The organism is Streptacidiphilus jiangxiensis (assembly GCF_900109465.1).
Taxonomy (GTDB): Bacteria; Actinomycetota; Actinomycetes; order Streptomycetales; family Streptomycetaceae; genus Streptacidiphilus; species Streptacidiphilus jiangxiensis.
In genome coordinates, this window is record NZ_FOAZ01000012.1 from 25,016 (window position 1) to 48,216 (window position 23,201).

The 23,201-nt window shown below is 70.0% G+C and carries 18 protein-coding genes and 1 tRNA gene; 16 read left to right on the forward strand and 3 right to left on the reverse strand.

Annotated features, from left to right (window positions below; genetic code table 11):
* Positions 1-24: 24 nt before the first annotated feature.
* Genes BMY61_RS22585 through BMY61_RS22595 form a run of 3 tightly spaced genes read left to right on the forward strand, consistent with a single transcriptional unit; the run spans position 25 to position 2,884 of the window.
* Positions 25-1,230 (forward strand): ABC transporter substrate-binding protein, encoded by a 1,206-nt coding sequence (locus BMY61_RS22585; RefSeq protein WP_042453337.1) that lies wholly within the window; start codon positions 25-27, stop codon positions 1,228-1,230.
* On the forward strand, positions 1,230-2,084 hold the full coding sequence (locus BMY61_RS22590) for an ABC transporter permease (RefSeq protein ID WP_042453343.1): 855 nt from the start codon (positions 1,230-1,232) through the stop codon (positions 2,082-2,084). Before BMY61_RS22585 ends, BMY61_RS22590 begins: the two co-directional genes overlap by 1 nt.
* Positions 2,084-2,884: an ABC transporter permease gene (locus BMY61_RS22595; protein ID WP_042453344.1), complete on the forward strand. Its 801-nt coding sequence runs from the start codon at positions 2,084-2,086 to the stop codon at positions 2,882-2,884. The genes BMY61_RS22590 and BMY61_RS22595 overlap by 1 nt, the downstream gene beginning before the upstream one ends.
* Positions 2,885-3,011: 127 nt before the next feature.
* On the opposite strand, the gene polA is transcribed toward BMY61_RS22595, so the two are convergent.
* Positions 3,012-5,762, reverse strand: coding sequence for a DNA polymerase I (gene polA, locus BMY61_RS22600; protein WP_042453346.1), 2,751 nt, complete (start codon positions 5,760-5,762; stop codon positions 3,012-3,014).
* A 192-nt stretch (positions 5,763-5,954) separates the two neighbouring features.
* Here polA and BMY61_RS22605 point away from each other — a divergent pair, with 192 nt between their 5' ends.
* The 7 genes from BMY61_RS22605 to BMY61_RS22635 all read left to right on the forward strand — a co-directional run bounded on the left by BMY61_RS22605 (position 5,955) and on the right by BMY61_RS22635 (position 13,133).
* Complete coding sequence (locus BMY61_RS22605) at positions 5,955-6,428, forward strand: PaaI family thioesterase (protein ID WP_042453348.1); 474 nt, start codon at positions 5,955-5,957, stop codon at positions 6,426-6,428.
* A gap of 219 nt (positions 6,429-6,647) precedes the next feature.
* The gene (locus BMY61_RS22610; protein ID WP_052439055.1) at positions 6,648-7,223 is read left to right on the forward strand and encodes a hypothetical protein; all 576 of its coding nucleotides are present in this window, start codon (positions 6,648-6,650) and stop codon (positions 7,221-7,223) included.
* Positions 7,224-7,387: 164 nt separating this feature from the next.
* The gene (locus BMY61_RS22615) at positions 7,388-8,626 is read left to right on the forward strand and encodes a branched-chain amino acid ABC transporter substrate-binding protein (protein WP_042453350.1); all 1,239 of its coding nucleotides are present in this window, start codon (positions 7,388-7,390) and stop codon (positions 8,624-8,626) included.
* Between the two features lie 87 nt (positions 8,627-8,713).
* The gene (locus BMY61_RS22620) at positions 8,714-9,640 is read left to right on the forward strand and encodes a branched-chain amino acid ABC transporter permease (RefSeq protein ID WP_042453351.1); all 927 of its coding nucleotides are present in this window, start codon (positions 8,714-8,716) and stop codon (positions 9,638-9,640) included.
* Positions 9,641-9,645: 5 nt separating this feature from the next.
* Positions 9,646-11,556, forward strand: a complete 1,911-nt coding sequence (locus BMY61_RS22625) for a branched-chain amino acid ABC transporter permease (protein ID WP_042453468.1) — start codon at positions 9,646-9,648, stop codon at positions 11,554-11,556.
* A 6-nt stretch (positions 11,557-11,562) separates the two neighbouring features.
* A complete protein-coding gene (locus BMY61_RS22630) occupies positions 11,563-12,420 on the forward strand; it encodes an ABC transporter ATP-binding protein (protein WP_042453353.1) in 858 nt (285 codons plus the stop codon).
* Entirely contained in the window at positions 12,417-13,133 is a 717-nt protein-coding gene (locus tag BMY61_RS22635) for an ABC transporter ATP-binding protein (protein ID WP_042453354.1), read from the forward strand. Before BMY61_RS22630 ends, BMY61_RS22635 begins: the two co-directional genes overlap by 4 nt.
* A gap of 40 nt (positions 13,134-13,173) precedes the next feature.
* Here the strand turns inward: BMY61_RS22635 and BMY61_RS22640 are convergent, their stop codons facing one another.
* The gene (locus BMY61_RS22640; RefSeq protein ID WP_236656325.1) at positions 13,174-13,785 is read right to left on the reverse strand and encodes an ANTAR domain-containing response regulator; all 612 of its coding nucleotides are present in this window, start codon (positions 13,783-13,785) and stop codon (positions 13,174-13,176) included.
* A 92-nt stretch (positions 13,786-13,877) separates the two neighbouring features.
* Between BMY61_RS22640 and BMY61_RS22645 the strand changes: the two genes are divergently transcribed.
* A tRNA-Leu gene (locus BMY61_RS22645) sits at positions 13,878-13,958 on the forward strand.
* Between the two features lie 403 nt (positions 13,959-14,361).
* Positions 14,362-15,996 carry an APC family permease gene (locus BMY61_RS22650; RefSeq protein ID WP_042453356.1) on the forward strand — a complete coding sequence of 545 codons (1,635 nt, stop codon included), beginning with the start codon at positions 14,362-14,364 and terminating at the stop codon, positions 15,994-15,996.
* Positions 15,997-16,077: 81 nt separating this feature from the next.
* On the opposite strand, the gene pyk is transcribed toward BMY61_RS22650, so the two are convergent.
* Complete coding sequence (gene pyk, locus BMY61_RS22655; protein WP_042453358.1) at positions 16,078-17,523, reverse strand: pyruvate kinase; 1,446 nt, start codon at positions 17,521-17,523, stop codon at positions 16,078-16,080.
* Between the two features lie 194 nt (positions 17,524-17,717).
* Between pyk and BMY61_RS22660 the strand changes: the two genes are divergently transcribed.
* The 4 genes from BMY61_RS22660 to BMY61_RS22675 all read left to right on the forward strand — a co-directional run bounded on the left by BMY61_RS22660 (position 17,718) and on the right by BMY61_RS22675 (position 23,122).
* Positions 17,718-18,881 carry an EfeM/EfeO family lipoprotein gene (locus BMY61_RS22660; RefSeq protein WP_143094476.1) on the forward strand — a complete coding sequence of 388 codons (1,164 nt, stop codon included), beginning with the start codon at positions 17,718-17,720 and terminating at the stop codon, positions 18,879-18,881.
* A gap of 29 nt (positions 18,882-18,910) precedes the next feature.
* Complete coding sequence (gene efeB / locus BMY61_RS22665; RefSeq protein WP_052439057.1) at positions 18,911-20,110, forward strand: iron uptake transporter deferrochelatase/peroxidase subunit; 1,200 nt, start codon at positions 18,911-18,913, stop codon at positions 20,108-20,110.
* A 130-nt stretch (positions 20,111-20,240) separates the two neighbouring features.
* Entirely contained in the window at positions 20,241-22,100 is a 1,860-nt protein-coding gene (locus tag BMY61_RS22670; protein ID WP_042453360.1) for a phospholipase C, read from the forward strand.
* A gap of 128 nt (positions 22,101-22,228) precedes the next feature.
* Positions 22,229-23,122, forward strand: coding sequence for a hypothetical protein (locus BMY61_RS22675; protein ID WP_042453362.1), 894 nt, complete (start codon positions 22,229-22,231; stop codon positions 23,120-23,122).
* The last annotated feature ends 79 nt before the right edge of the window (positions 23,123-23,201 follow it).

Consider the following 23,201-nt stretch of genomic DNA (forward strand, 5'->3'; position numbering starts at 1 on the left):
GACCGACGAAGGAGAGCACACCGCATGCGCACCCTCCGTTCCCTGGCAGCGCTCGCCGCGACGGCGGCCCTGCTGCTCACCGCCGCCTGCTCGGCGAAGTCCTCGGACGGGAGAAACTCCCCGACCGGCTTCACGGCACCGAAGATCGCGATGCAGCAGAGCCTCGGCGCCGGCGAGGGCACCGTCAACATCGTCGCCTGGGCCGGTTACGTCGAGTACGGCCAGGACAGCAAGACCGTCGACTGGGTCACCCCGTTCACCAAGGAGACCGGCTGCAAGGTCAACCTCAAGGTCGCGGGCACCTCCGACGAGATGGTCGCGCTGATGAAGACCGGCCAGTACGACACCGTCTCCGCCTCCGGCGACGCCACGCTGCGGCTGATCGCGAGCGGCGACGTGGCCCCCGTCAACACCAAGCTGGTGCCGAACTACGCCACCATCTACCCCGGCCTGAAGAACCAGCCGTGGAACTCCGTGAACGGCGTCCCCTACGGCATCCCGCACGGCCGCGGCGCCAACCTGCTCATGTACAACACCACCAAGGTCACCCCCGCGCCGACCAGTTGGAGCGCGGTCTTCGACCCCGCCTCGCCCTACAAGGGCCACATCACCGCCTACGACGACCCGATCTACATCGCGGACGCGGCGCTGTACCTGATGAAGACCAAGCCGTCGCTGGGCATCAAGAACCCCTACGCGCTCACCGCCGACCAGCTGAACGCCGCCGTCTCCCTGCTCAAGGCGCAGAAGCAGAACATCAGCGCCTACTGGAGCGACTACACCAAGGAGCAGGCCGCCTTCGACTCCGGCGACTTCTGGCTCGGCACCACCTGGGAGGTCATCCAGCAGGCCGTCGCCGCCGACAACAAGGTCAAGACCGACGCGATCCTGCCGAGCGAGGGCTCGACCGGCTGGTCGGACACCTGGATGATCTCCTCCCACGCCCAGCACCCCAACTGCGCCTACCAGTGGATGAACTACATCGTCTCGCCGTCGGTCAACGCCCAGGTGGCCGAGTACTTCGGTGAGGCACCCGCCAACTCGCAGGCCTGCGCGTACATCAAGGACAATCCGCAGTTCTGCGCCGACTACCACGCGGACGACGAGTCGTGGTGGAAGAACGTCTACTACTGGAACACCCCGACGAAGAACTGCGTCGACGGCAGCGGCCAGGACGACTGCACCGACTACGCCCAGTGGGTCACCGCCTGGAACGAGATCAAGAGCTGATGCACCGCTCCCCCGTGCGCAGGCTGGCCGGGGCGCTCCACCGGCGCCCCGGCCTGCGCCTTTCCGCGCTGCTCTCCGCACCGATGGCGTGGCTCGTGCTCGCCTACCTCGGCTCGCTCGGAGTGCTGCTGATGTCGGCGTTCTGGACCACCAACGACTTCACCTCGCAGGTGGAGTACGTGTGGAACACCGACAACTTCGCGAGCGTCATCAGCGACCCGGTCTACCGGACCGTGGCGCTGCGCACGCTCGGCATCGCGGTCGGCGTCACCGTCGTCGACGCCGGCCTGGCCCTGCCGATGGCGTTCTACATGGCGCGCGTCGCCCGCCCCGGCAGCCGGCGGCTGCTGCTGGTCGCGGTCACGGCGCCGCTCTGGGCGGGCTACCTGGTCAAGGCCTACGCGTGGTGGGTGATGCTCAGCCACGGCGGGGTGCTCGACTGGCTGGGCGGGACGCCGGGCTTCGGCGTGCCGGCGGTGGTGATCACGCTCTCGTACCTGTGGCTGCCGTACATGGTGCTGCCGCTGTACGCCGCGTTCGCCGCCCTGCCGGACAGCCTGCTGACCGCCTCCGCGGACCTCGGCGCGCGCCCGTGGCGCACGTTCCGGTCGGTGATCCTGCCGCTGGCCAAGCCCGCCCTGCTGGCCGGCTCGATCTTCACCTTCTCGCTGAGCCTCGGCGACTACCTCACCGTGCAGATCGTCGGCGGCACGACGCAGATGCTGGGCAACGTCATCGCCTCCGACGTGACCCTCAACCTGCCGATGGCGGCCGCGGTGTCGTGTGTGCCGGTCCTGCTGATCGTCGGCTACCTGCTGGCCGTGCGCCGCACGGGCGCGCTGGAGAACCTCTGATGCATCTGAACCTGCGCTCGCGCATCGCCCTGCGGCTCGCGATGGCACTCGGGCTGGCCGTGCTCTACGTGCCGCTGCTGGTGGTCCTGGTCAACTCGTTCAACGCCTCGCGGTCGTTCGCGTGGCCACCGAGCGGGTTCAGCCTGCGGTGGTGGCAGGCAGCCTGGCAGGAGCCGGGCCTGCGCACGGCGCTGTGGACGTCGGTCAAGGCCGGGCTGGGCGCGACCGGGATCGCCCTGGTGCTCGGCACGATGGCCGCGTTCGCGGCGACGCGCCACCGGTTCTTCGGGCGGCAGGCCGTGTCGTTCCTGCTGGCCCTGCCGATCGCACTGCCCGGCATCGTCACCGGCATCGCCCTGAACGCGGCGTTCCGAACGGTGCTGACGCCGCTCGGGATCGGCTTCGGGCTCTTCACCGTCATCGTCGGCCATGCGACGTTCTGCATCGTCGTGGTCTTCAACAACGTCTCCGCGCGCCTGCGGCGACTCTCCTCGGGCAGCGAGGACGCCTCGGCGGATCTGGGCGCGCACACGTTCCAGACGTTCTGGTACGTCACACTGCCGGCGGTGCGCGGAGCGCTGTTCGCGGGCGCGCTGCTGGCCTTCGCGCTCTCCTTCGACGAGATCGTGGTGACGACCTTCACCGCGGGCCCGGGCACGCAGACGCTGCCGCTGTGGATCTACGACAACCTGGCCCGCCCCAACCAGGGCCCGGTGGTGGACGTCGTCGCCTCCGCGCTCATCGTGCTGGCCGCACTCCCGGTCTGGCTGGCCCATCGCATGAGCGCGGAAGCGCTCTAGGGCCGCGAGGAACTGCGCGACAAGCCACCCACGAGGGTCAGGTCCCGAGCGGACAGGGCCATCCGCCTGGAGTGGGTTCCCCGCGCAGTTCCTCGCGCCCCTGGAGGCGCAACTGTCTGCGGAAGCCTCAGTGCCCCGCGTCCTCCCAGTTGCGGCCGGCGCCGACGGAGACGTCCAGCGGGGCGCGCAGCGGGTAGGCGCCGGCCATCTCGCGGCGGACCAGCTCCTCGACCGCCGCGCGCTCGCCGGGGGCGATCTCCAGGACGATTTCGTCGTGGACCTGGAGCAGCATGCGCGAGGTGAGCGCGGCCGCCTGCATCGCCGTGTCGACCTTGAGCATGGCGATCTTGACGATGTCCGCCGCCGAGCCCTGGATGGGCGCGTTGAGCGCCATCCGCTCGGCCATCTCGCGGCGCTGGCGGTTGTCGGAGGTGAGGTCCGGCAGGTAGCGGCGGCGGCCGAGGAGGGTCTCGGTGTAGCCGGTGCCGCGGGCCTCCTCGACGACACGCTGGAGGTAGTCCCGCACGCCACCGAAGCGCTCGAAGTAGGTGTCCATCAGGCGGCGCGCCTCGGCGGTCTCGATGCCGAGCTGCTGCGAGAGGCCGAAGGCCGACAGCCCGTAGGCGAGGCCGTAGGACATTGCCTTGACCTTGCGGCGCATCTCCGCGTCGACCGCGTCGGGGGCGACGTCGAAGACGTAGGAGCCGACGGTGGTGTGCAGGTCCTCACCGGAGGCGAACGCGGCGAGCAGGCCCTCGTCCTCGGAGAGGTGGGCCATGACGCGCAGCTCGATCTGGCTGTAGTCGGCCGTCAGCAGCGTCTCGAAGCCCTCACCGACCACGAAGGCGCGGCGGATCATCCGGCCCTCCTCGGTGCGGACGGGGATGTTCTGCAGGTTCGGGTCCGTCGAGGAGAGGCGGCCTGTCGCGGCGACCATCTGGTTGAAGGTGGTGTGGATCCGTCCGTCCGCGCCGATCGTCTTGATCAGGCCCTCGACGGTGGTGCGCAGCCGGGTCTGGTCGCGGTGGCGCAGCAGGATGACGGGCAGCTCGTGCTCGGTCTGGCCGGCCAGCCAGGTGAGCGCGTCGGCGTCCGTCGTGTAACCGGTCTTGATCTTCTTGGTCTTGGGCAGGCCCAGCTCGTTGAAGAGGATCTCCTGGAGCTGCTTGGGCGAGCCGAGGTTGAACTCGTGCCCGACCGCGTGGTGGGCCTCCTTGACCGCCTGCTGCACGGCGGAGCCGAACTGGATCTCCAGCTGGGCCAGCCACTCGCGGTCGGCGGCGATGCCGGTGCGCTCCATCCTGGCCAGCAGCTCGGCGATGGGCAGCTCCAGCTCGCGCATCAGGCCGAGCGCGCTGTCCTTGGCGAGGCGCTCCTCCAGCACGACGGCGAGGTCGAGCACGGTGCGGGCCTCGACCATGAGCAGCTCGGCGGCGGCGGCCGTCTCGTCGTCCTCGGAGGCCTCGTCGCCGAAGGCGAGCTGGCCCGAGTCGGCCGCGACGGCGGAGCCGAGGGTGCGGCCGAGGTACTCCTCGGCGAGCACGTCCAGGCCGAAGGTGCGGCGGCCCGGCTTCTCCAGGTAGGCGGCCAGCGCGCTGTCCGCCTCGACACCGGCGATGTGCCAGCCGTGCTCGGCGAAGGCACGCTGCACCTGCTTGGCGATGTGCAGCGCCTTGGGCCTGGCGGCGTCGGCGAGCCAGGCGGCCAACGCCTGCTCGTCGGCCTCGGCCAGGGAGGTCGGGTCGAACCAGGCGGCGGGGCCCGCCTCGACGGCGAGCGCCACGGCCTTGACGTGGCCCTCCCCGAGGGACCACTTGTAGTCGGCGGCGAGCCCGACGCGCGCCTCGGCGGCGTGCTCGGCGAGCCAGGCCGCGAGCGCGCCGGGCTCGGTGAGCAGCGCGCCGTGGACCTCCACGCCCGGCCCGGCGGCGATGTCCGCGCCGCCCTCGGCCGCGCCGGAACCGGCGCCCGGGTCGACGGCGAAGAGGCGGTCGCGCAGCTGCTGGTTGCGGAACTCCAGGGTGTCCAGCAGCAGCGTGGTGGCCGGGACGTCGTAGGGCTGCCGGACCAGGTCGGACAGGCCGAGCGGCAGCTCGACGTCGCGGATCAGCTCGGTGAGCTCGCGGTTGAGCTTGACGTCCGCCAGGCCGCCGCGGAGCTTCTCGCCGATCTTGCCCTTGACCTCGTCGGCGTGGGCGACCAGCTCGGCGAAGCTGCCGTACTGGTTGATCCACTTGGCGGCCGTCTTCTCGCCGACGCCGGGGATGCCGGGCAGGTTGTCCGACGGGTCGCCGCGCAGGGCGGCAAGGTCCGGGTACTGGGCGGGGGTGACGCCGTACTTCTCGAACACCTTGTCAGGGGTGTAGCGGGTGAACTCGGAGACGCCCTTGGTCGGGTAGAGCACCGTGACGTTGTCGTTCACCAGCTGGAGCGAGTCCCGGTCGCCGGTGAGGATCAGCACCTCGTAGCCCTCGGCCGAGGCGGCGGTGGCCAGGGTGGCGATGATGTCGTCGGCCTCGTACTCGGGCGAGCGCAGGTGCGGCACGTGCAGGGCGTCCAACAGCTCGGAGACCAGCTCGACCTGGCCGCGGAAGCCCTCCGGCGAGGCCGAGCGGTTGGCCTTGTACTCCGGGTAGATGCCGGCACGGAAGGTCTTGCGGGAGACGTCGAAGGCCACGGCGAAGTGCGTGGGCTGCTCGTCGCGCAGGATGTTGGCGAGCATCGAGGTGAAGCCGTAGACCGCGTTGGTCGGCTGGCCCGTGGCGGTGGAGAAGTTCTCCTCGGGGAGGGCGTAGAAGGCGCGGTAGGCCATGGAGTGGCCGTCCATGAGGAGCAGCCGCCCCTTGGACCCGCCGGTCGTACCCTGACTGCCTGCCATGCTCTCGCCACCCGCCGCTCTGCCGACCACTCCGGCCGACTGCCTTCGTGCTTCCGCTGAAATCCTATGGCTCGGCACCGACAGTTCGGGCGGAGCGACCTGCGTCACATCAACTCGGCAGCCTCCCGCGTCGTACGATCGCACGGATCTCGCACCACGGTGATCCCGAACGACAACGGCGTCAGGAGCAACATGGCCGACCAGCAGTCCAGCACCGAGCAGCCCGCCATCCAGCTGAACGTCCCGCAGGACGTGCTGGACCACTTCGCGAAGCTGGGGGTGTCGCCCGAGACCTTCTCCGGCGGCCACCTCGGCGAGAAGCTCGGCATCCGGATCGTGGAGGCGTCCCCGGAGCGCGTGGTCGGCACCATGCCCGTGGAGGGCAACCAGCAGCCCTACGGCCTCCTGCACGGCGGCGCGTCGGCCGCCCTCGCGGAGACCATCGGCTCGGTCGGCGCCATGCTGCACGCGGGCCCGGGCCGCTACGCGGTCGGCGTCGACCTGAACGCGACCCACCACCGCAGCGCGACCTCCGGTCTGGTCACCGGCGTCGCCACGGCGGTCTTCCGCGGTCGCACCGCGGCGACGTACGAGATCGCCATCACCGACGACCAGGGCCGCCGCGTCACCAGCTGCCGCCTCACCTGCATGCTGCGCGACCTGTAGCCCCCAGGGGCGCGAGGAACTGCGCGAGGAACCGCGCGAGCAACCCTCCCGAGGCGGACGGCCCTGCGCGTCGAGGAGGATCCGCTCGCCGCAGGGCCCCTCCCGGCCGAAGGCCGGGGGTTGTCGCGCCCACCCGCAGACCGGCAGAGCCTCGCGTCCCTGCACCGTGCAAGTCCCCTACGCGTTTGGCTGCGCCCGGCTGCGGGCACCCTGGCCCGCATGGCGGGAGAGTCCGGGGCGTGGCGGGTCGAGATCCTGGAGTCCAACGACCGCGACCCGCGCAGCCCACGCCGCTGGTGGCGGCGACAGAGCCGGAGGCGGCGCCTCGCGCTGGTCGGTCTCGCGCTGCTGATCGCCCTCGCGGCCGCCCTGGCACGCTTTCTGACGCTGCCTCGACCGGTCCCGCCCGCGCCGACCCTGTGGCCCGCCCTGCACTCCACCGTGACCTACGACGGGAGCGTCGCACGCGGACAGGGCTCCACCGGCTTCGTGATCACCGTCCGGGACGAGGACGTCGCCGCCGTGACGGTCACTCAGATTCACTTCAGCGACGCAGGACTGACGCTGCGTACCGAACCGTCCCTCCCGATTCAGGTGCAACCCGGGCAAAGCCGACGCATTCAGCTGATCGCCACGGCGACCGACTGCTCGCGCATTCCGACGAACGACGAACTTCCTTTCATAGACGTTACGTTCCGTAACATCCGTGCAATCGGGCAGGAAAGCGAAATACTCGGTGACCGATACACCGCCGACCTCCACCAGTCCATGACCGCCGCCTGCCGTCGAGCATGAAGGCTCAAATCTTGCTCAGCACATAACAACCCCATCACATAGCGGGACAACCGCTCCCGGCGGAGCGCAACGGAGCTTTAAAGTCACGGCCAGTTACCGCGCCATGGTTAAGAAGGTCGGGGCCTTCGCGCGGACTACCCCTCATGCCAGTGGAAGGACACTCCGTGCGCAACCGTTCCCTGCTCATGCTGACCGCCATCGCGGCCGCCGGCACGCTCACCCTCTCCGCCTGCGGTTCCCGGGCGGCCTCCGGCGCCTCCGGCTCCAGCAGCGCGTCCTCCGCGACCACGGTGACCATCGGCGTGGACGCCCCGCTGACGGGCCCGCTGTCCGCGCTGGGCCTCGGCATCCGGAACTCCGTGGACCTGGCGATCAAGACCGCCAACAAGACCAACGAGGTCCCTGGCATCACGTTCAAGATCGAGGCGACGGACGACAAGGCCTCCCCGCAGCAGGGTCAGCAGAACGCCACCACCCTGGTCGCGGACAGCAACGTCGTCGGCGTGGTCGGCCCGCTGAACTCCGGTGTCGCGGTCTCGATGCAGAAGATCTTCGACGAGGCCAATCTGGTCGAGGTCTCCCCGGCCAACACCAACCCGTCGCTGACCCAGGGCCCGAGCTGGGGCACCGGCACCAAGGTGCGCCAGTTCAAGTCCTACTTCCGCACGGCGACCACGGACGCCATCCAGGGCCCCTTCGCCGCCCAGTTCGTCTACACCACGCTGGCCAAGAAGAAGGTCTTCCTGGTCGACAACAAGCTGACCTACGGCGTCGGCCTGGTGGCGACCTTCAAGGACGAGTTCACCAAGCTCGGCGGCACCGTGGCCGGCCAGGACCACGTCACCAGCGGCGCGAGCGACTACTCCTCCACCGTGACCGCGATCAAGGCCTCCGGCGCCGACGTCGTCTACTTCGGTGGTGAGTACCCGGACGGCGCCCCGCTGGCCAAGCAGCTCAAGGCGGCCGGCTACAACGGCCCGGTCGTCGGCGGCGACGGCATGAAGGACGACACGTTCATCAAGCTCGCCGGCACCGCGTCCGAGGGTGACTACGCGACCTCGGTCGGCGCCCCGGTCGAGAGCCTCGACTCCGCCAAGACCTACATCGCCAACTACAAGGCGGGTGGCTACACCGACCCGTACGCGGCGTACGGCGGCTACTCCTACGACTCCGCCTGGTCGATCATCGAGGCCGTCAAGGCCGTCGCCGCGGCGAACAACGGCAAGCTGCCGGCCAACCCGCGCCAGGCCATCGAGACCGCCATGGCCCAGGTCAGCTTCAGCGGCGTGACCGGCCAGGTCTCCTTCGACCAGTACGGCGACGCCACCAACAAGCAGCTCACCGTGTACGGCGTCAAGAGCGGCCAGTGGGCCACCATCAAGACCGGTACCTTCTCCGGCTGACGTACCGCAGACCCTGCCCGCGCGGGGGCGCAGCACACCGTTGCGCCCCCGCGCGTTTCCATATCCGAACGACAACGGAGGCCTGCGGTGCACGAATTGCCGCAAAACCTGGCCAACGGCCTTTTTCTCGGGGCCATGTACGGGCTTATAGCCGTCGGCTACACGATGGTCTACGGCATCATCCAGCTCATCAACTTCGCCCACGGCGAGATCTTCATGACCGGCGCCTTCGGTGCGCTGGCCGTCTACAGCAAGCTCGGCGCCAACGTCTCCATCTGGCTCGCGCTGCCGCTGATGATCGTGGGAGGCGTGGCCACCGCCACGCTCGTCGCCGTCCTCGCCGAGCGCTTCGCCTACCGGCCGTTGCGCAACGCCCCCCGTCTCGCCCCGCTGATCACCGCGATCGGCCTCTCCATCTTCCTGCAGCAGCTGGTCTGGGGCTTCCCGGGCAACAAGTCCGCGCGAGTCTTCCCCCAGCTGCCGGGCGGCCCGTTCCACCTGGGCTCCGTCGTCTTCCAGTCCGCTGACATCTTCGTCGTGGTGGCCGCGGTCCTCTCGACGCTCTTCCTGGCCTACTTCGTGCGCAGCACCCGCACCGGTCGCGCCATGCAGGCCACCGCGCAGGACCCGGACACCGCGAAGCTCATGGGCATCGACACCGACAAGGTGATCGTGATCGCCTTCGCCATCGGCGCCGTGTTCGCCGCGATCGCCGGTATCTCCAGCGGTCTGCGCTACGGCCAGATCGAGTACAACATGGGCTTCCTCAACGGCCTGTTCGCCTTCACCGCCGCCGTGCTGGGCGGAATCGGCAACATCTACGGCGCCATGCTCGGCGGCCTGGTGCTGGGCCTGGCCCAGACCCTCTCCGCCGCGTACATCCAGTACATCCCCGGCATGAGCCAGTTCGGCAGCCAGGACTGGTCCGGCGTGTGGGCCTTCGTCATCCTCATCCTCGTCCTGATGTTCCGGCCGCAGGGCCTGCTGGGCGAGCGCGTCGCGGACAGGGCGTGAGCAGCATGACCGACACCAAGACCCTCACCACCGAGCAGCCCGACCAGGCGGCGCTCAAGCCCGCCGTACGCATGCCCGCCGCCGTGGCCCACGGCCTGGCCATCGGCGGCGGCGCCCTCACCGCCGCCTCCGCCTTCCTCGCCTGGACCTACAGCTCCTCCTTCCCGGGCGACCTGACCATCAGCGGCTACCCGGGCGGCCTGCAGTGGCTGACCCTGACGGCCGGTCTGCTCACGGCGCTGATGGGCGTCATCGCCGCGGTCCCGGGCCTGCGCGTGCTGGCCCCGGGCAACCCCGGCAACGCCACGCTGCTGTTCGCGGTCGGCGGCGTCGCGGTCACCTGGTTCACCCTGATCGCCATCGCCGTGCAGCTGCACGGTCTGGTCAACCTGACCAGCGGCGGCTGGGTCGCCGGTGTGGCGAGCCTGATCGCGCTGGTGGGCACGCTCGGCCTGCCGCGCGCCCCCGGTTCCACGGTCTGCGCGCCGACGCGCGCCGAGTGGCTGCAGACCCTCTACGCCGGAGCGGGCCTGCTCGCGGTCGGCTACCTGCTCCACCTCACCGGCAACGGGGCCGCCGGCCTCGTCATGGCCGGTGCCGGGGTGGTTCCGATCGCCCGTCTGTGCATCGTTCTCAAGCACTACACCGGCCCGACGCCGACGCTGCGGGCTGCCAAGCGGCTCCCGGTCGCGGTCGACGTCGTGCTGATGATCCTCATGCTGGCGCTCGCCCTGGAGATCTTCGCCTACGGTGTGGACACGCCCTACGGGCAGCTCTTCGTCGGCTTCCTGGCGGTCCTCTGCTTCAGCCTCTGGGCGCTGTCCCAGTCCGGGCTGCTGCGCCGGGCCACCGAGATCTTCGAGCGCAACCGCGCGTGGGCGGCCGTGCTCGGCTTCCTGACCGCCGCGGCCTTCGTGTTCGTCCAGCAGAGCGACGCCGACGCCGCCCTGGGCGTCAACGTGCTGATCTTCGCGGCGACCGCGCTCGGCCTGAACGTCGTGGTCGGCCTGGCCGGTCTGCTGGACCTCGGGTACGTGGCCTTCCTCGGTGTCGGCGCCTACGCGGCGGCGTTGGTCTCCGGCGCGGTCACCTCCTCCGTCCACGCCACCTTCCCGTTCTGGGCCGCCGCGCTGACCGGCGCCGCGGTCTCGGGGATCTTCGGTGTGCTGCTCGGTGCGCCGACCCTGCGGGTGCGCGGCGACTACCTCGCCATCGTGACCCTGGGCTTCGGAGAGATCTTCCGCATCGTCGTCTCCAACCTCGACGGCGTCTCCGGCCCGAACGTCACCGGTGGCCCGAACGGCATCGTCAACATCCCCGACCTCAGCATCCTCGGGTTCAACCTCGGCAACCCGCACACGATCCTGGGTGCGACCATCGGCCGGTTCGCCAACTACTTCTGGCTGATGCTGATCATCATGGCGATCATCATGCTGGTGTTCAGCCGGGCCGCGGACTCGCGGATCGGTCGTGCCTGGGTCGCCATCCGCGAGGACGAGACCGCCGCCACCGCCATGGGCATCAACGGCTTCCGGTTCAAGCTGCTGGCCTTCGCGCTCGGCGCCGCCCTGGCCGGCCTCGCCGGAACGGTGATGGCTCACGTCAACTTCTCCGTGGTGCCCGACCCGTTCGTCTTCGCCGGGCCGGTGCCGCCCAACTCCGCGTTCCTCCTGGCCGCGGTCGTCATCGGCGGTATGGGCACCGTCTCCGGTCCGATCGTCGGCGCGACGCTGTTCTACCTGCTCCAGCAGAAGCTGACCTTCCTCCAGAGCAACGAACTGCTCATCTTCGGTGTCGCACTGATCCTGTTCATGCGGCTGCGGCCCGAGGGCATCATCGCGAGCCGGCGTCGGCAGCTGGAGTTCCACGAGGCCGAGGATGCACCCGCGGCCCAGCTCAGCACCGCAGGGGCGTGAGAAGAGATGACCACCGAGACCACCACCACGCCCGCGGCCGCTCCGGCGGCCGGGACGCCGCTGCTGGAGGCGCGCGACGTCGTCATGCGCTTCGGCGGCCTGACCGCCGTCGGCGGTGTCGACCTCACCGTCAACACCGGCGAGATCATCGGTCTGATCGGCCCCAACGGTGCGGGCAAGACCACCTTCTTCAACTGCCTCACCGGCCTGTACGTGCCGACGGAGGGTCAGGTCCGCTACCAGGGCCAGCTCCTGCCGCCGACCCCGCACAAGGTCACCCAGGCGGGCATGGCCCGGACCTTCCAGAACATCCGCCTGTTCCACAACATGACGGTGCTGGAGAACGTCCTGGTCGGTCGGCACACGCGCACCAAGGAAGGCATCGTCTCGGCCATCCTGCGCGGCCCCGGCTACCGCCGCGAGGAGGCCGAGTCGCGGGCCAAGGCCCTGGAGCTGCTGGAGTTCGTCGGACTGGCGGACAAGCGCGACATGCTCGCCCGCAACCTGCCCTACGGCGAGCAGCGCAAGCTGGAGATCGCCCGCGCCATGGCGAGCGAGCCGGGCCTGCTGCTGCTCGACGAGCCGACGGCCGGCATGAACCCGCAGGAGACCCGCGCCACCGAGGAGCTGGTCTTCGCGATCCGCGACCGCGGCATGGCGGTGCTCGTCATCGAGCACGACATGCGGTTCATCTTCAACCTGTGCGACCGTGTGGCCGTCCTGGTCCAGGGCAAGAAGCTGGTCGAGGGCGACGCGCAGACCGTCCAGAGCGACGAGCGCGTCATCGCGGCCTACCTCGGCACCCCGATGGACGGCGCCGAGGCCGGCACGGAGAGCACGACCAGCACGGAGGAGAACCAGTGACCGCGCTCCTTGAGGTCGAGGACCTCCGCGTCGCCTACGGCAAGATCGAGGCCGTCAAGGGCATCTCCTTCTCGATCGAGCAGGGCCAGATCGTCACGCTCATCGGCACCAACGGCGCCGGCAAGAGCACGACGCTGCGCACCATCTCGGGGCTGCTGAAGCCGGCGGGCGGCACCGTCCGCTTCAACGGCGAGCGGATCGACGGCACGGCCGCGAACAAGATCGTCGGCATGGGCCTGGCCCACTCGCCCGAGGGTCGGCGCATCTTCGCCCGGATGAGCATCGAGGAGAACCTCCAGCTCGGCGCGTTCCTGCGCCGGGACCCGGCGGGGATCCAGGCCGACATGGACCGCGCCTACACGCTCTTCCCGATCCTGGGCGAGCGGCGCAAGCAGGCCGCGGGCACGCTGTCCGGCGGCGAGCAGCAGATGCTGGCGATGGGCCGCGCGCTCATGTCGCAGCCGAAGCTGCTGATGCTGGACGAGCCCAGCATGGGCCTCTCGCCGATCATGATGCAGAAGATCATGTCGACCATCGTCGAGCTGCGCGACCAGGGCATGACCATCCTGCTGGTCGAGCAGAACGCCCAGGCCGCGCTCTCGCTGGCGGACCGGGGTCATGTGATGGAGATCGGCAAGATCTCGCTGTCGGGCACCGGCGCGGACCTGCTGCACGACGAGTCCGTCCGCAAGGCCTACCTCGGCGAGGACTAGCAGAAAAGAAGGGGTGCGGGGCGAAGCCCCGCACCCCTTCCTACTTGCCTTCTTCGATGACGGCCTCGGCGACGGCCTTCATGGTCATCCGTCGGTCCATCGAGGTCTTCTGGATCCACCGGAACGCGGCCGGCTCGGAGAGCCCGAACTTGGTCTGCAGCACGCTCTTGGCGCGGTCGACCAGCTTGCGGGTCTCCAGACGCAGGTTCAGGTCGGCGACCTCCAGCTCCAGCGCGCGCATCTCGCTGTAGCGGGAGACGGCCATCTCGATGGCCGGGACGAGGTCGCCCTTGTTGAACGGCTTGACGATGTAGGCCATCGCGCCGGCGTCGCGCGCCCGCTCGACCAGCTCGCGCTGGGAGAAGGCGGTCAGCATCAGCGTGGGCGCGATGTGCGCCTCGTGGATCTGCTCGGCGGCGGAGAGGCCGTCCAGGACGGGCATCTTCACGTCGAGGATGACCAGGTCGGGCTTGAGCTCCTGGGCGAGGCGCACCGCGGTCTCGCCGTCCCCGGCCTCGCCGACGACGGTGTACCCCTCCTCCTCGAGCATCTCCTTGAGGTCGAGGCGGATCAGTGCCTCGTCCTCGGCGATGACGACGCGGGTGGTCGTCGGCGGGACGTGCGGGTCCTGCGACTCGTCGATGGCGGTCACGATGCTCCTCGTAGCTCCGGGGCGTACGGGAAGAAGCCTACCTAGCTGCGTCGACGGCGGCTCACACGGTATGGTTCTGCTGCGCACCACCGGCCGGGTTGGTGGAATGGCATACACGGATGTCTCAAACACATCTGCCGAAAGGCTTGCGGGTTCGAATCCCGCACCCGGCACCTCCCAACCTCAGGGCCCGCCACGGCGGGCCCTTCTCGCATTCTGAGACGCTCCGCTGAGCGGACACGGCCCCGGCAGCCACTGAAAGCGACAGGTCGCCGGTTCGCCCCTTACGTCCCCCACCGGGATCCTCTGCATGCCGACATTCAGACCGCCGAAGAATCCTATGCATCCCCGTGCCGATTCCGCCGATTCATAGGTCAACCCGCGTAGATCACTGAATAATCCGCACCGACCTGAGCGATGCTCAAATTTGCCTCAGCGACTTGAGGATTCTCTGAGCTGCGTATTCATGGCCTCAGAAGGCATCTATTCAGTAACGGCGTCTATGCATGGGATAAATAACCGCCCTACGGTGGGGCAACTCTCAAGCAACAGCTCCCCACCCTCGAGAGGCCCTGCATGAGCACCAGCACCCAACTGCCCTCAACTCCCGTCAAGGGCAGGACCCTGCGTCGTGAGGTCGGCCTGATCGGCCTGATGTGGGCGTCAGTCGGTTCGATTATCGGATCCGGCTGGCTCTACGGCGCCAAGAACGCCGTCACCGTGGCCGGTCCGGCCGCAACCATCTCCTGGATCGTCGGCGCGATCGCGATCGTGCTGCTCGCCCTGGTCCACGCCGAACTCGGTGGCATGTTCCCGGTCGCCGGCGGCACCGCCCGGTACCCGCACTACGCCTTCGGCGGGCTGGCCGGCATGTCGTTCGGTTGGTTCTCCTGGCTCCAGGCCGCGACGGTGGCCCCGATCGAGGTCGAGGCGATGATCGGCTACGCCGGTCACTGGTCCTGGGCCGCCGGGTTCCAGCACGCCAACGGAACCCTCACGACCTCCGGCTTCCTGGTGGCAACGGTGCTCATGGCGGTCTTCGTGGCCGTCAACTTCCTTGGCGTGAAGGTGCTGGCGCACACCAACAGCGCGGCGACCTGGTGGAAGATCTTCATTCCGCTGGTGACGATCTTCATCGTGGCGCTGACCCACTTCCACCCGGGCAACTTCACCTCGCACGGCTTCGCGCCGTTCGGTGCCAAGGGCGTCCTCGCCGCGATCAGCACCTCGGGCATCATCTTCGCGCTGCTCGGCTTCGAGCAGGCGATCCAGCTGGCCGGTGAGAGCAAGAACCCCAAGAAGGACATCCCCCGCGCCGTCCTCGGCTCGGTCGCCATCGGCGCCACGATCTACGTCCTGCTGCAGGTCGCCTACATCGGCGCGCTGCCGGGCACCACCTTCGCCAAGGGCTGGGCCAACCTGGCCTACCAGGGCATCTCCGGCCCGTGGGCGGGCCTGGCCTCGCTGGTGGGCCTGGGCTGGCTGGCCTGGTTCCTGTACCTGGACGCGGTCATCTCCCCCGCAGGCACCGGCCTGATCTACACCACCTCGACCTCGCGCATCTCCTTCGGCCTCAGCCGCAACGGCTACGCCCCGAAGATGTTCGAGAAGACCGAGAGCCAGGGCGTGCCGTGGTTCGGCCTGATCATGTCCTTCGTGGTCGGCGTCATCTGCTTCCTGCCCTTCCCCAGCTGGCAGGCGCTGGTCTCCTTCATCACCTCCGCCTCGGTGCTGATGTACGCGGGCGCCCCGCTGGCCTACGGCGCGCTGCGCAAGCAGCTGCCGGCCCGTGAGCGTCCCTACCGTCTGCCGTTCGGCCAGGTCGTCTCGCCGGTCTCCTTCGTCATCGCCAGCCTGATCATCTACTGGTCCGGCTGGGAGACCCTGTGGCGCCTCGGCATCGCGATCCTGCTCGGTTACCTGCTGATGGGCTCCTACGCCTGGTACGCCAACGCCACCGGCAAGCCCTACGCCCCGAAGATGGACTGGAAGTCCGCCCAGTGGCTGCCGGTCTACCTGATCGGCATCGGCCTGGTCTCCTGGCAGGGCCAGTTCGGCGGCACCGGCAACATCCCGCTCTGGGTCGACATCGCGATCGTCGCCGGGCTCTCGCTCGGCATCTACTACTGGGCGATCGCCACCTCGCTGAAGACCGCCGAGATCGAGCGGAACATCGAGGACGTCGAGGTCGTGGACGAGGGTGGCCACTGACCTCTGCGAACGACCGAGCCCGGCCGGAGCGGTGACGCTCCGGCCGGGCTCGTCCCGTTTCTCCCGTGTGCCGACCGGGCGTTACCGCTTGGTCGGCAGCGGCAGGTCGTCCTGGCCGACGTGGTGGACGCGGACCAGGTTGGTCGAGCCGGCCAGACCGGGCGGGGAGCCGGCGGTGATCACGACGATGTCACCGACCTCGCAGCGGCCGATGGCCAGCAGCGCCGCGTCGACCTGGTCGATCATCTCGTCGGTGGTGCCGACGAACGGGCCGAGGAAGGTCTCCACACCCCAGGTCAGCGCGAGCTGGCTGCGGACGGCCGGCTCGTAGGTGAAGGCCAGCACCGGGATCGGCGGCCGGTAGCGCGAGAGCCGCCGCGCGGTGTCGCCGGACTGGGTGAACGCGACCAGGTACTTGGCGTGCAGGAAGTCGCCGATCTCGGCGGCGGCGCGGGCGACCGCGCCACCCTGGGTGCGCGGCTTGTGGGTGGCCGTCAGCGGCGGCAGCCCGGCCGCGAGGACCTCCTCCTCGGCGGCGCAGACGATGCGGGACATCGTCGCGACCGTCTCGACCGGGAACTTGCCGACGCTGGTCTCGCCGGAGAGCATCACCGCGTCGGCGCCGTCCAGGACGGCGTTGGCGACGTCGGAGGCCTCGGCGCGGGTCGGGCGGGAGGCACTGATCATCGAGTCGAGCATCTGCGTCGCCACGATGACCGGCTTGGCGTTGCGGCGGCACAGCTTGATGGCGCGCTTCTGGACCAGCGGCACCTGCTCGAGCGGCATCTCGACGCCGAGGTCGCCGCGAGCGACCATGACGCCGTCGAAGGCGTCGACGATCTCCTCGAGGTTCTCGACCGCCTGCGGCTTCTCCACCTTGGCGATGACCGGGACGAAACGCCCCTCCTCGCTCATGATGCGGTGGACGTCCTTGATGTCGTCCGCGCTGCGGACGAAGGAGAGGGCGACCAGGTCGGCGCCGATACGGAGACCCCAGCGCAGGTCGGCGACGTCCTTGTCGCTCAGCGCGGGGACGGAGACGGCCACACCGGGGAGGTTGAGGCCCTTGTGGTCGGAGACCATGCCGCCCTCGACCACGGTGCAGTGCACCTCCTGGCCCTCGACGGAGGTGACTTCGAGCGACACCCGGCCGTCGTCGACGAGGATGCGCTCACCGGGGGTGACGTCGTGGCACAGGCCCTTGTACGTCGTCCCGCAGCGGTTGCGGTCGCCCTCGACGTCGGCGGTGGTGATGGTGAAGGAGTCCCCGCGCTCCAGGAGCACGGGCCCCTCGGCGAAGGTGTCCAGACGGATCTTGGGGCCCTGCAGGTCGACCAGGATGCCGACGCTGCGGCCGGTCTCGTCCGCAGCCTTGCGGACTCGGCGGTAACGGTCCTCGTGCTCGGCGTAGCCGCCGTGGCTGAGGTTGAAGCGGGCCACGTCCATGCCGGCGTCGACGAGCGCTTTGATCTGCTCGAAGCTGTCGGAGGCGGGGCCAAGCGTACAGACGATTTTTGCTCGGCGCATGGAACGAGCCTAGGTGCTACCGAAGGGTAGCTTCACGGCGCTGGCGGTCCGTCAGATGTCTTTTGTCCGACGGCGCGTTGAAGATTCCGAAACGTACATCCCTCCTACGTGCACGTGAACTGCGAGGGAACACTTCCTTGCCGTACGCCTCTCCCCCTGTCGAACGCACGTCGGCGCTGCCTAGGCTGCCGGTCGTGGAACGGGTACGACGTACGACGGCGCTGGCAGCGGCCGCGGCACTGGCGCTGACCGGCGCGGCCGTGTGGCAGCTCGCGGGGGGCGCGCAGAAGTCACCGGGCGCCGAAGCGGCGCAGGACGACGGCTACGCGGTTCTCCCGCACACCTCCGTCGGGACCTCTCCCGGCGGTTGCGGTCAGGGCTGGACCTCGGGACGCTCCGGACTCCAGGTCTTCGACGTCACCAACCGCGGCATCTCCCCCGCCGACGTCCAGCTCGTCGAGCCGGGGACCGGCGCGGTCCTGGGCGAGGTCGAGGGCCTGGCCCCGAACCGCTCCCGGCCGCTGCTGGTGCGCCTCGCGGCCGGCTCCTACGCCTTCCGCTGCCTGCAGTCGGACACCGACGCCGTGTCCGGCCCCACCGTCCGCGTGACCGGCTCCGGCGCCGGCACCCCCGCGGTCGTCCCGGTCACGCAGCAGGACCTGATCCCCGTCGCGCTCGCGTACCAGAAGTGGGTCGCCAGTCAACTGCCCGGCCTGGTCTCCGACGTGGCCGCGCTGCACGGCGCCGTCGCCTCCGGGGACCTGGCGGGTGCCAAGCAGCGCTGGCTGACGGCCCACCTCGCCTACGAACGCCTCGGCGCGGCCTACGGTGCCTTCGGCGACGTGGACGACGAGATCAACGGCCCGCGCCACCACGACACCGGCTTCCACGGGGTCGAGTACGGGCTGTGGCACGGCGGCACGACCACCGGCCTGGAGTCGGTCGCGGCCAAGCTGCTCTCCGACGTCCAGGGCCTGGCCGCGTCCTGGCCGAAGGTGCAGCTCGACCCGGCCGTGCTGGGCGTGCGGGCGCACGAGATCGTCGAGAACGCGATCGAGTTCGAGCTCAGCGGCCGCACCGACTACGGCAGCGGCTCCAACCTGGCGACGGTGGGCGCGAATCTGGACGGCACGACGGAGGTGCTGACGCTGCTCCGGCCGCTGCTGAGCTCGCGCGTCCCGATGCCGCAGATCGACACGGCGATGGCGGCCGCCCGCGCGCAGCTGACCGCGGACGGCGCGGTACCGCTCGGCGCGCTGACGCAGGAGCAGCGGGAGAAGCTGAACGCGGCGTTCGGGGACCTGGTGGAGCAGCTCGCGCCGATCGCGGCGGTGCTGGATGTACGGAGGACGCAGTGAGCCGAGGCGGAGTGCGACCGGAGAGCGCAGTGAGGGACATTGCACGACGGTCGGTGCTGGCGGGCGCCTTGGCGACCGGGGCCGCGGTGACCCTGACGGGTGCGGCGACCGCCTCCTCCCCGTCGGAGACCGCCCGCGGGTTCCACGGCGTGCACCAGGCCGGGATCCTCACCCCCAAGCGCCGGGTCGCCGCGTTCGTCTCCTTCGACGTCACCGCCGCCGACCGCGCCGGGCTGGGCGACCTGTTCACCACGCTCACCGACCGCGTGCGCGCGCTGACCGCCGGCGGTGTGCCGGAGCCGCTGGGGATCACCGCGCCGCCGTCGGACTCCGGCGTGCTCGGGCCGGTGCCGCCCGGCGGCGCGCTGACCGCGCTGCTCGCAGTCGGCGCCTCGCTCTTCGACGACCGCTTCGGGCTCGCCGCGCAGAAGCCCGTGCGGCTGAGCACCATGCCGGCCTTCCCGGACGACGACCTGGACCCGGCCGTCTGCCACGGCGACCTGCTGCTGCAGCTGGAGGCCGACGACACCGACGTGCTCGCCTACGCGCTGCGCGACCTCGCCCGGCACACTCGCGGCGCCATGCAGGTGCGTTGGCGCATCGACGGCTTCGCCTCGCCGCCGCGCCCGGTCGGCACGCCGCGCAACCTGATGGGCTTCCGCGACGGCACCGCCAACCCCGACACGACCGACGCGCGCCTGATGGAGCGTCTGCTCTGGGTCGACGCGGGGCAGGGCGAGCCCGCCTGGGCGACTCACGGCTCGTACCTGGCCGTGCGGCTGATCCGGATGCTGGTGGAGTTCTGGGACCGGGTCGGCATCACCGAGCAGGAACGGATGTTCGGCCGCCGCAAGGACTCCGGCGCGCCGCTCGACGGCCGGGCCGAGACGGACACGCCGGACTTCGGCGCGGACCCGACCGGCGACGTCATCCCGATGGACTCGCACATCCGCCTGGCCAACCCGCGCACCGCGCAGACGGCCGAGCAGCGACTGCTGCGCCGCGGCTTCAACTACGACCGCGGCACCGACGCCAACGGCAACCTCGACATGGGTCTGGTCTTCTGCGCGTTCCAGCAGGACCTGGAGCGTCAGTTCGCCACCGTGCAGAAGCGGCTGGCCGGTGAGCCGCTGGTCGACTACATCCGTCCGTTCGGCGGCGGCTACTTCTTCGCCCTGCCCGGTGTGGTGGACACGAACGACCGTTTCGCGCGCGGCCTCCTCACGTGATCTACGCGCGCAGAGACCAGGCTTCTCCAGCCGTTTACTGGCACGTCACCTGACGGGCTCCGGCGCGTCGGCCGCTCCGCGAAGGATGCGGACGCGACGTTTGACCAAGAGTCACCGGAGGGGATGCGGGATGAGCGGCAACACGGACAGGACGACGGGCGCGCGCCGCGGTCGGCGCTGGGCCGCACTGGCAGGCGCGGCGGCACTGACGGTCGCCGCGGGCACCGCGCCGGCCTGGGCGGCCTCTGCGGACCACGGCGGCAGCAACGGCCGGGGCCACGTGCACACCACCACGCCGATCAAGCACCTGGTGGTGATCTTCCAGGAGAACGTCTCCTTCGACCACTACTTCGGCACCTACCCGCAGGCCGCCAACACCGACGGCACGCCGTTCACGGCCGCGAAGAACACCCCGAAGACCGCGAACAACCTGGTCAACTCGGGTCTGCTGACCAGCAACCCGAACCTGTACGCGCCGCAGCGCCTCTCCGGCAAGCAGGCCCAGACCTGCGACCAGAACCACAACTACACGCCGGAGCAGTACGCCGCCGACGGCGGCAAGATGGACAAGTTCGTCCAGTACACCTCCAAGGACACCTGCTCCGGCGGCCTGTTCGGCGCCCCGGGCCTGGCCATGGACTACTACGACGGCAACACCGTCACCGCGATGTGGAACTACGCCCAGCACTACACGCTGAGCGACAACTCCTTCTCGGACGTCTACGGCCCGTCCACCCCCGGCGCGCTCAGCCTGGTCTCCGGCCAGACCCACGGCGTCGTCTCGGTCACCGGCACCGGCAGCACCGAGAACCCGACCCAGACCGGCACCCCGGACTCCTACACGGTGCACTCGCCGAACGCCCAGGGCGTCGGCACGGTCGTGGGCGACCCGGACCCGGCCTACGACGACTGCGCCGACAGCAACCACACCTCCACCAACGCGCTGGCCGAGATGCAGGGCCAGAACGTCGGCGACCTGCTCAACACCAAGCACGTCACCTGGGGTTGGTTCCAGGGCGGCTTCCGCCCCACCACGCCCTACAACGGCACCAGCGGCTACGCGGTCTGCGGCGCCACGCACACCAACATCGGCGGCGCCACGGTCGCGGACTACAGCGCGCACCACAACCCGTTCGAGTACTACAAGTCGACCTCGAACCCGCACCACCTGGCGCCGGCCAGCGAGGCGGAGATCGGCAACGCGGGCCAGGCCAACCACCAGTACGACCTGACCGACTTCGACTCGGCGCTGGCCGCGGGCAACCTCCCGGCCGTCAGCTTCCTGAAGGCCGGTGAGTACCAGGACGGCCACGCGGCCTACTCGGACCCGCTGGACGAGCAGAACTTCCTGGTCAAGGAGATCAACGCGCTGGAGTCCTCCCCGGAGTGGTCCTCCACCGCGGTCGTCGTCGCCTACGACGACTCCGACGGCTGGTACGACCACGTCTACCACGCGCCGACCAACGGCTCGACGGACACCACGGCGGCCTCCGGTGGCGTCACCACCGACTCCCCGGCCTGCCAGGCCGGCCCGGCCGCGAAGAAGGGCTACGCCGACCGCTGCGGCTCCGGCCCGCGTCAGCCGCTGCTGGTGATCTCGCCCTACGCGCGCACCAACCACATCTCGCACACCTACACCACCCAGTCGTCCATCACGCGCTTCATCGAGGACAACTGGAAGCTCGGCCGGATCGGTGACGGCTCCTTCGACGCCACCGCCGGTCACCTGAGCTACGCCTTCGACTTCCGTCACCCGAACAACGTCCGCGTGCTGCTGAACACGAACGGTTCGGTCGCCTCGGTCACCCCGATCAAGCACCACCAGGACGGCGACACCCCCGCCGCGATCCAGGCCTCCCCGGCGGCCGCCTCCACGTCCGACAACAGCGCGACAATGCTGTCGATCAGCCTGGGTGCCGCGGCCGTGGCCGCCCTCGGCACCTCCTGGGCCGTCGCCCGCCGCTCCCGCCGCAAGGCGCTGGCGTCCTGAAGTCGTCGGCGTCCTGAGTGACGTCGTGACTCCGCTCGACCGAGCCCGTCGGAGGGCCGGACCCGCTGCCCGGGTCCGGCCCTTCGGCGTGTGCGGAACCGGTTAGCGCGCCCGTACGTCGCAGAGGTATGCGCACCGCACGTTCCCTCGCCCTCACCGCTCTCCTGCTCGCCGCGCTCTCCGGCTGCGCGAGCACCACGGCACCATCCACGTCGCCCTCCGGCAGCGCGGGGCCCGACGCGAAGCAGGCCACCGCCGCCTTCACCCAGCGCGCGGGCACGCTGGCCTCTGGCTGGGACGGCTCGCCCGTGCAACAGACCTGGGAGGCCGGGTACGTGCCCGCGGACGACGGCGTCCACCTCGCACCGGGCGCGTGGCACTCCGAGGCCGACAAGGCCGCCTACAAGGGCGCCAAGTTCCGCTACGCCGTGCCGATGCCGATGGGCCCGGCCCAGCAGACGATCCACTTCGCCTCGGGCACGCAGCGCACCCTCCCGGGTCTCACCCCGCAGGAGGCGATGCGGACCGAGTCACTGGGCCGCTGCCCCAAGTCGGGCTGCCCGACCACGGAGCTCACCGTCACCTCGGCCAAGGCCACGACGGAACAGCAGAACACCAGCCAGGGGATGGCGACCGTGCCCGCCTGGGCCGTCACGATCGCCGGTTACCAGGGCGACTTCGTCTTCCCGGCGGTCCACCCCGAGGAACTGCCGGAGCAGCCGATCGCGAACCTCCAGAACGCGGGCTACCAGGGCGCACGCCTGGTCTCGGTGTCGCAGGACGGCCGCACGCTGACGCTGCAGGTCGTCGACACCTGCGGGCACGAGAAGCCGACGGGGCTGCTCTACGAGACGAAGGACGTGGTCGTGGTCGGCGCGACGGACGTCGCGACGGGCAAGCCGATCACCTCGTGCGCGGAGGCGGCCGTGGTGGTCCGCACGCAGGTGCACCTGGGCGACGCCCTGGCCGGACGGAGCGTGCTCAACGTCCTCAACGGCGCCCCGGAGTTCCCGCAGGGCTAGGGCCCCGCAGGGACAGCCGGGAACGAACGACGGCACCAGCCCCCCGAACTTGGTCGGGGACAGGGGGCGGGTGCCGCTT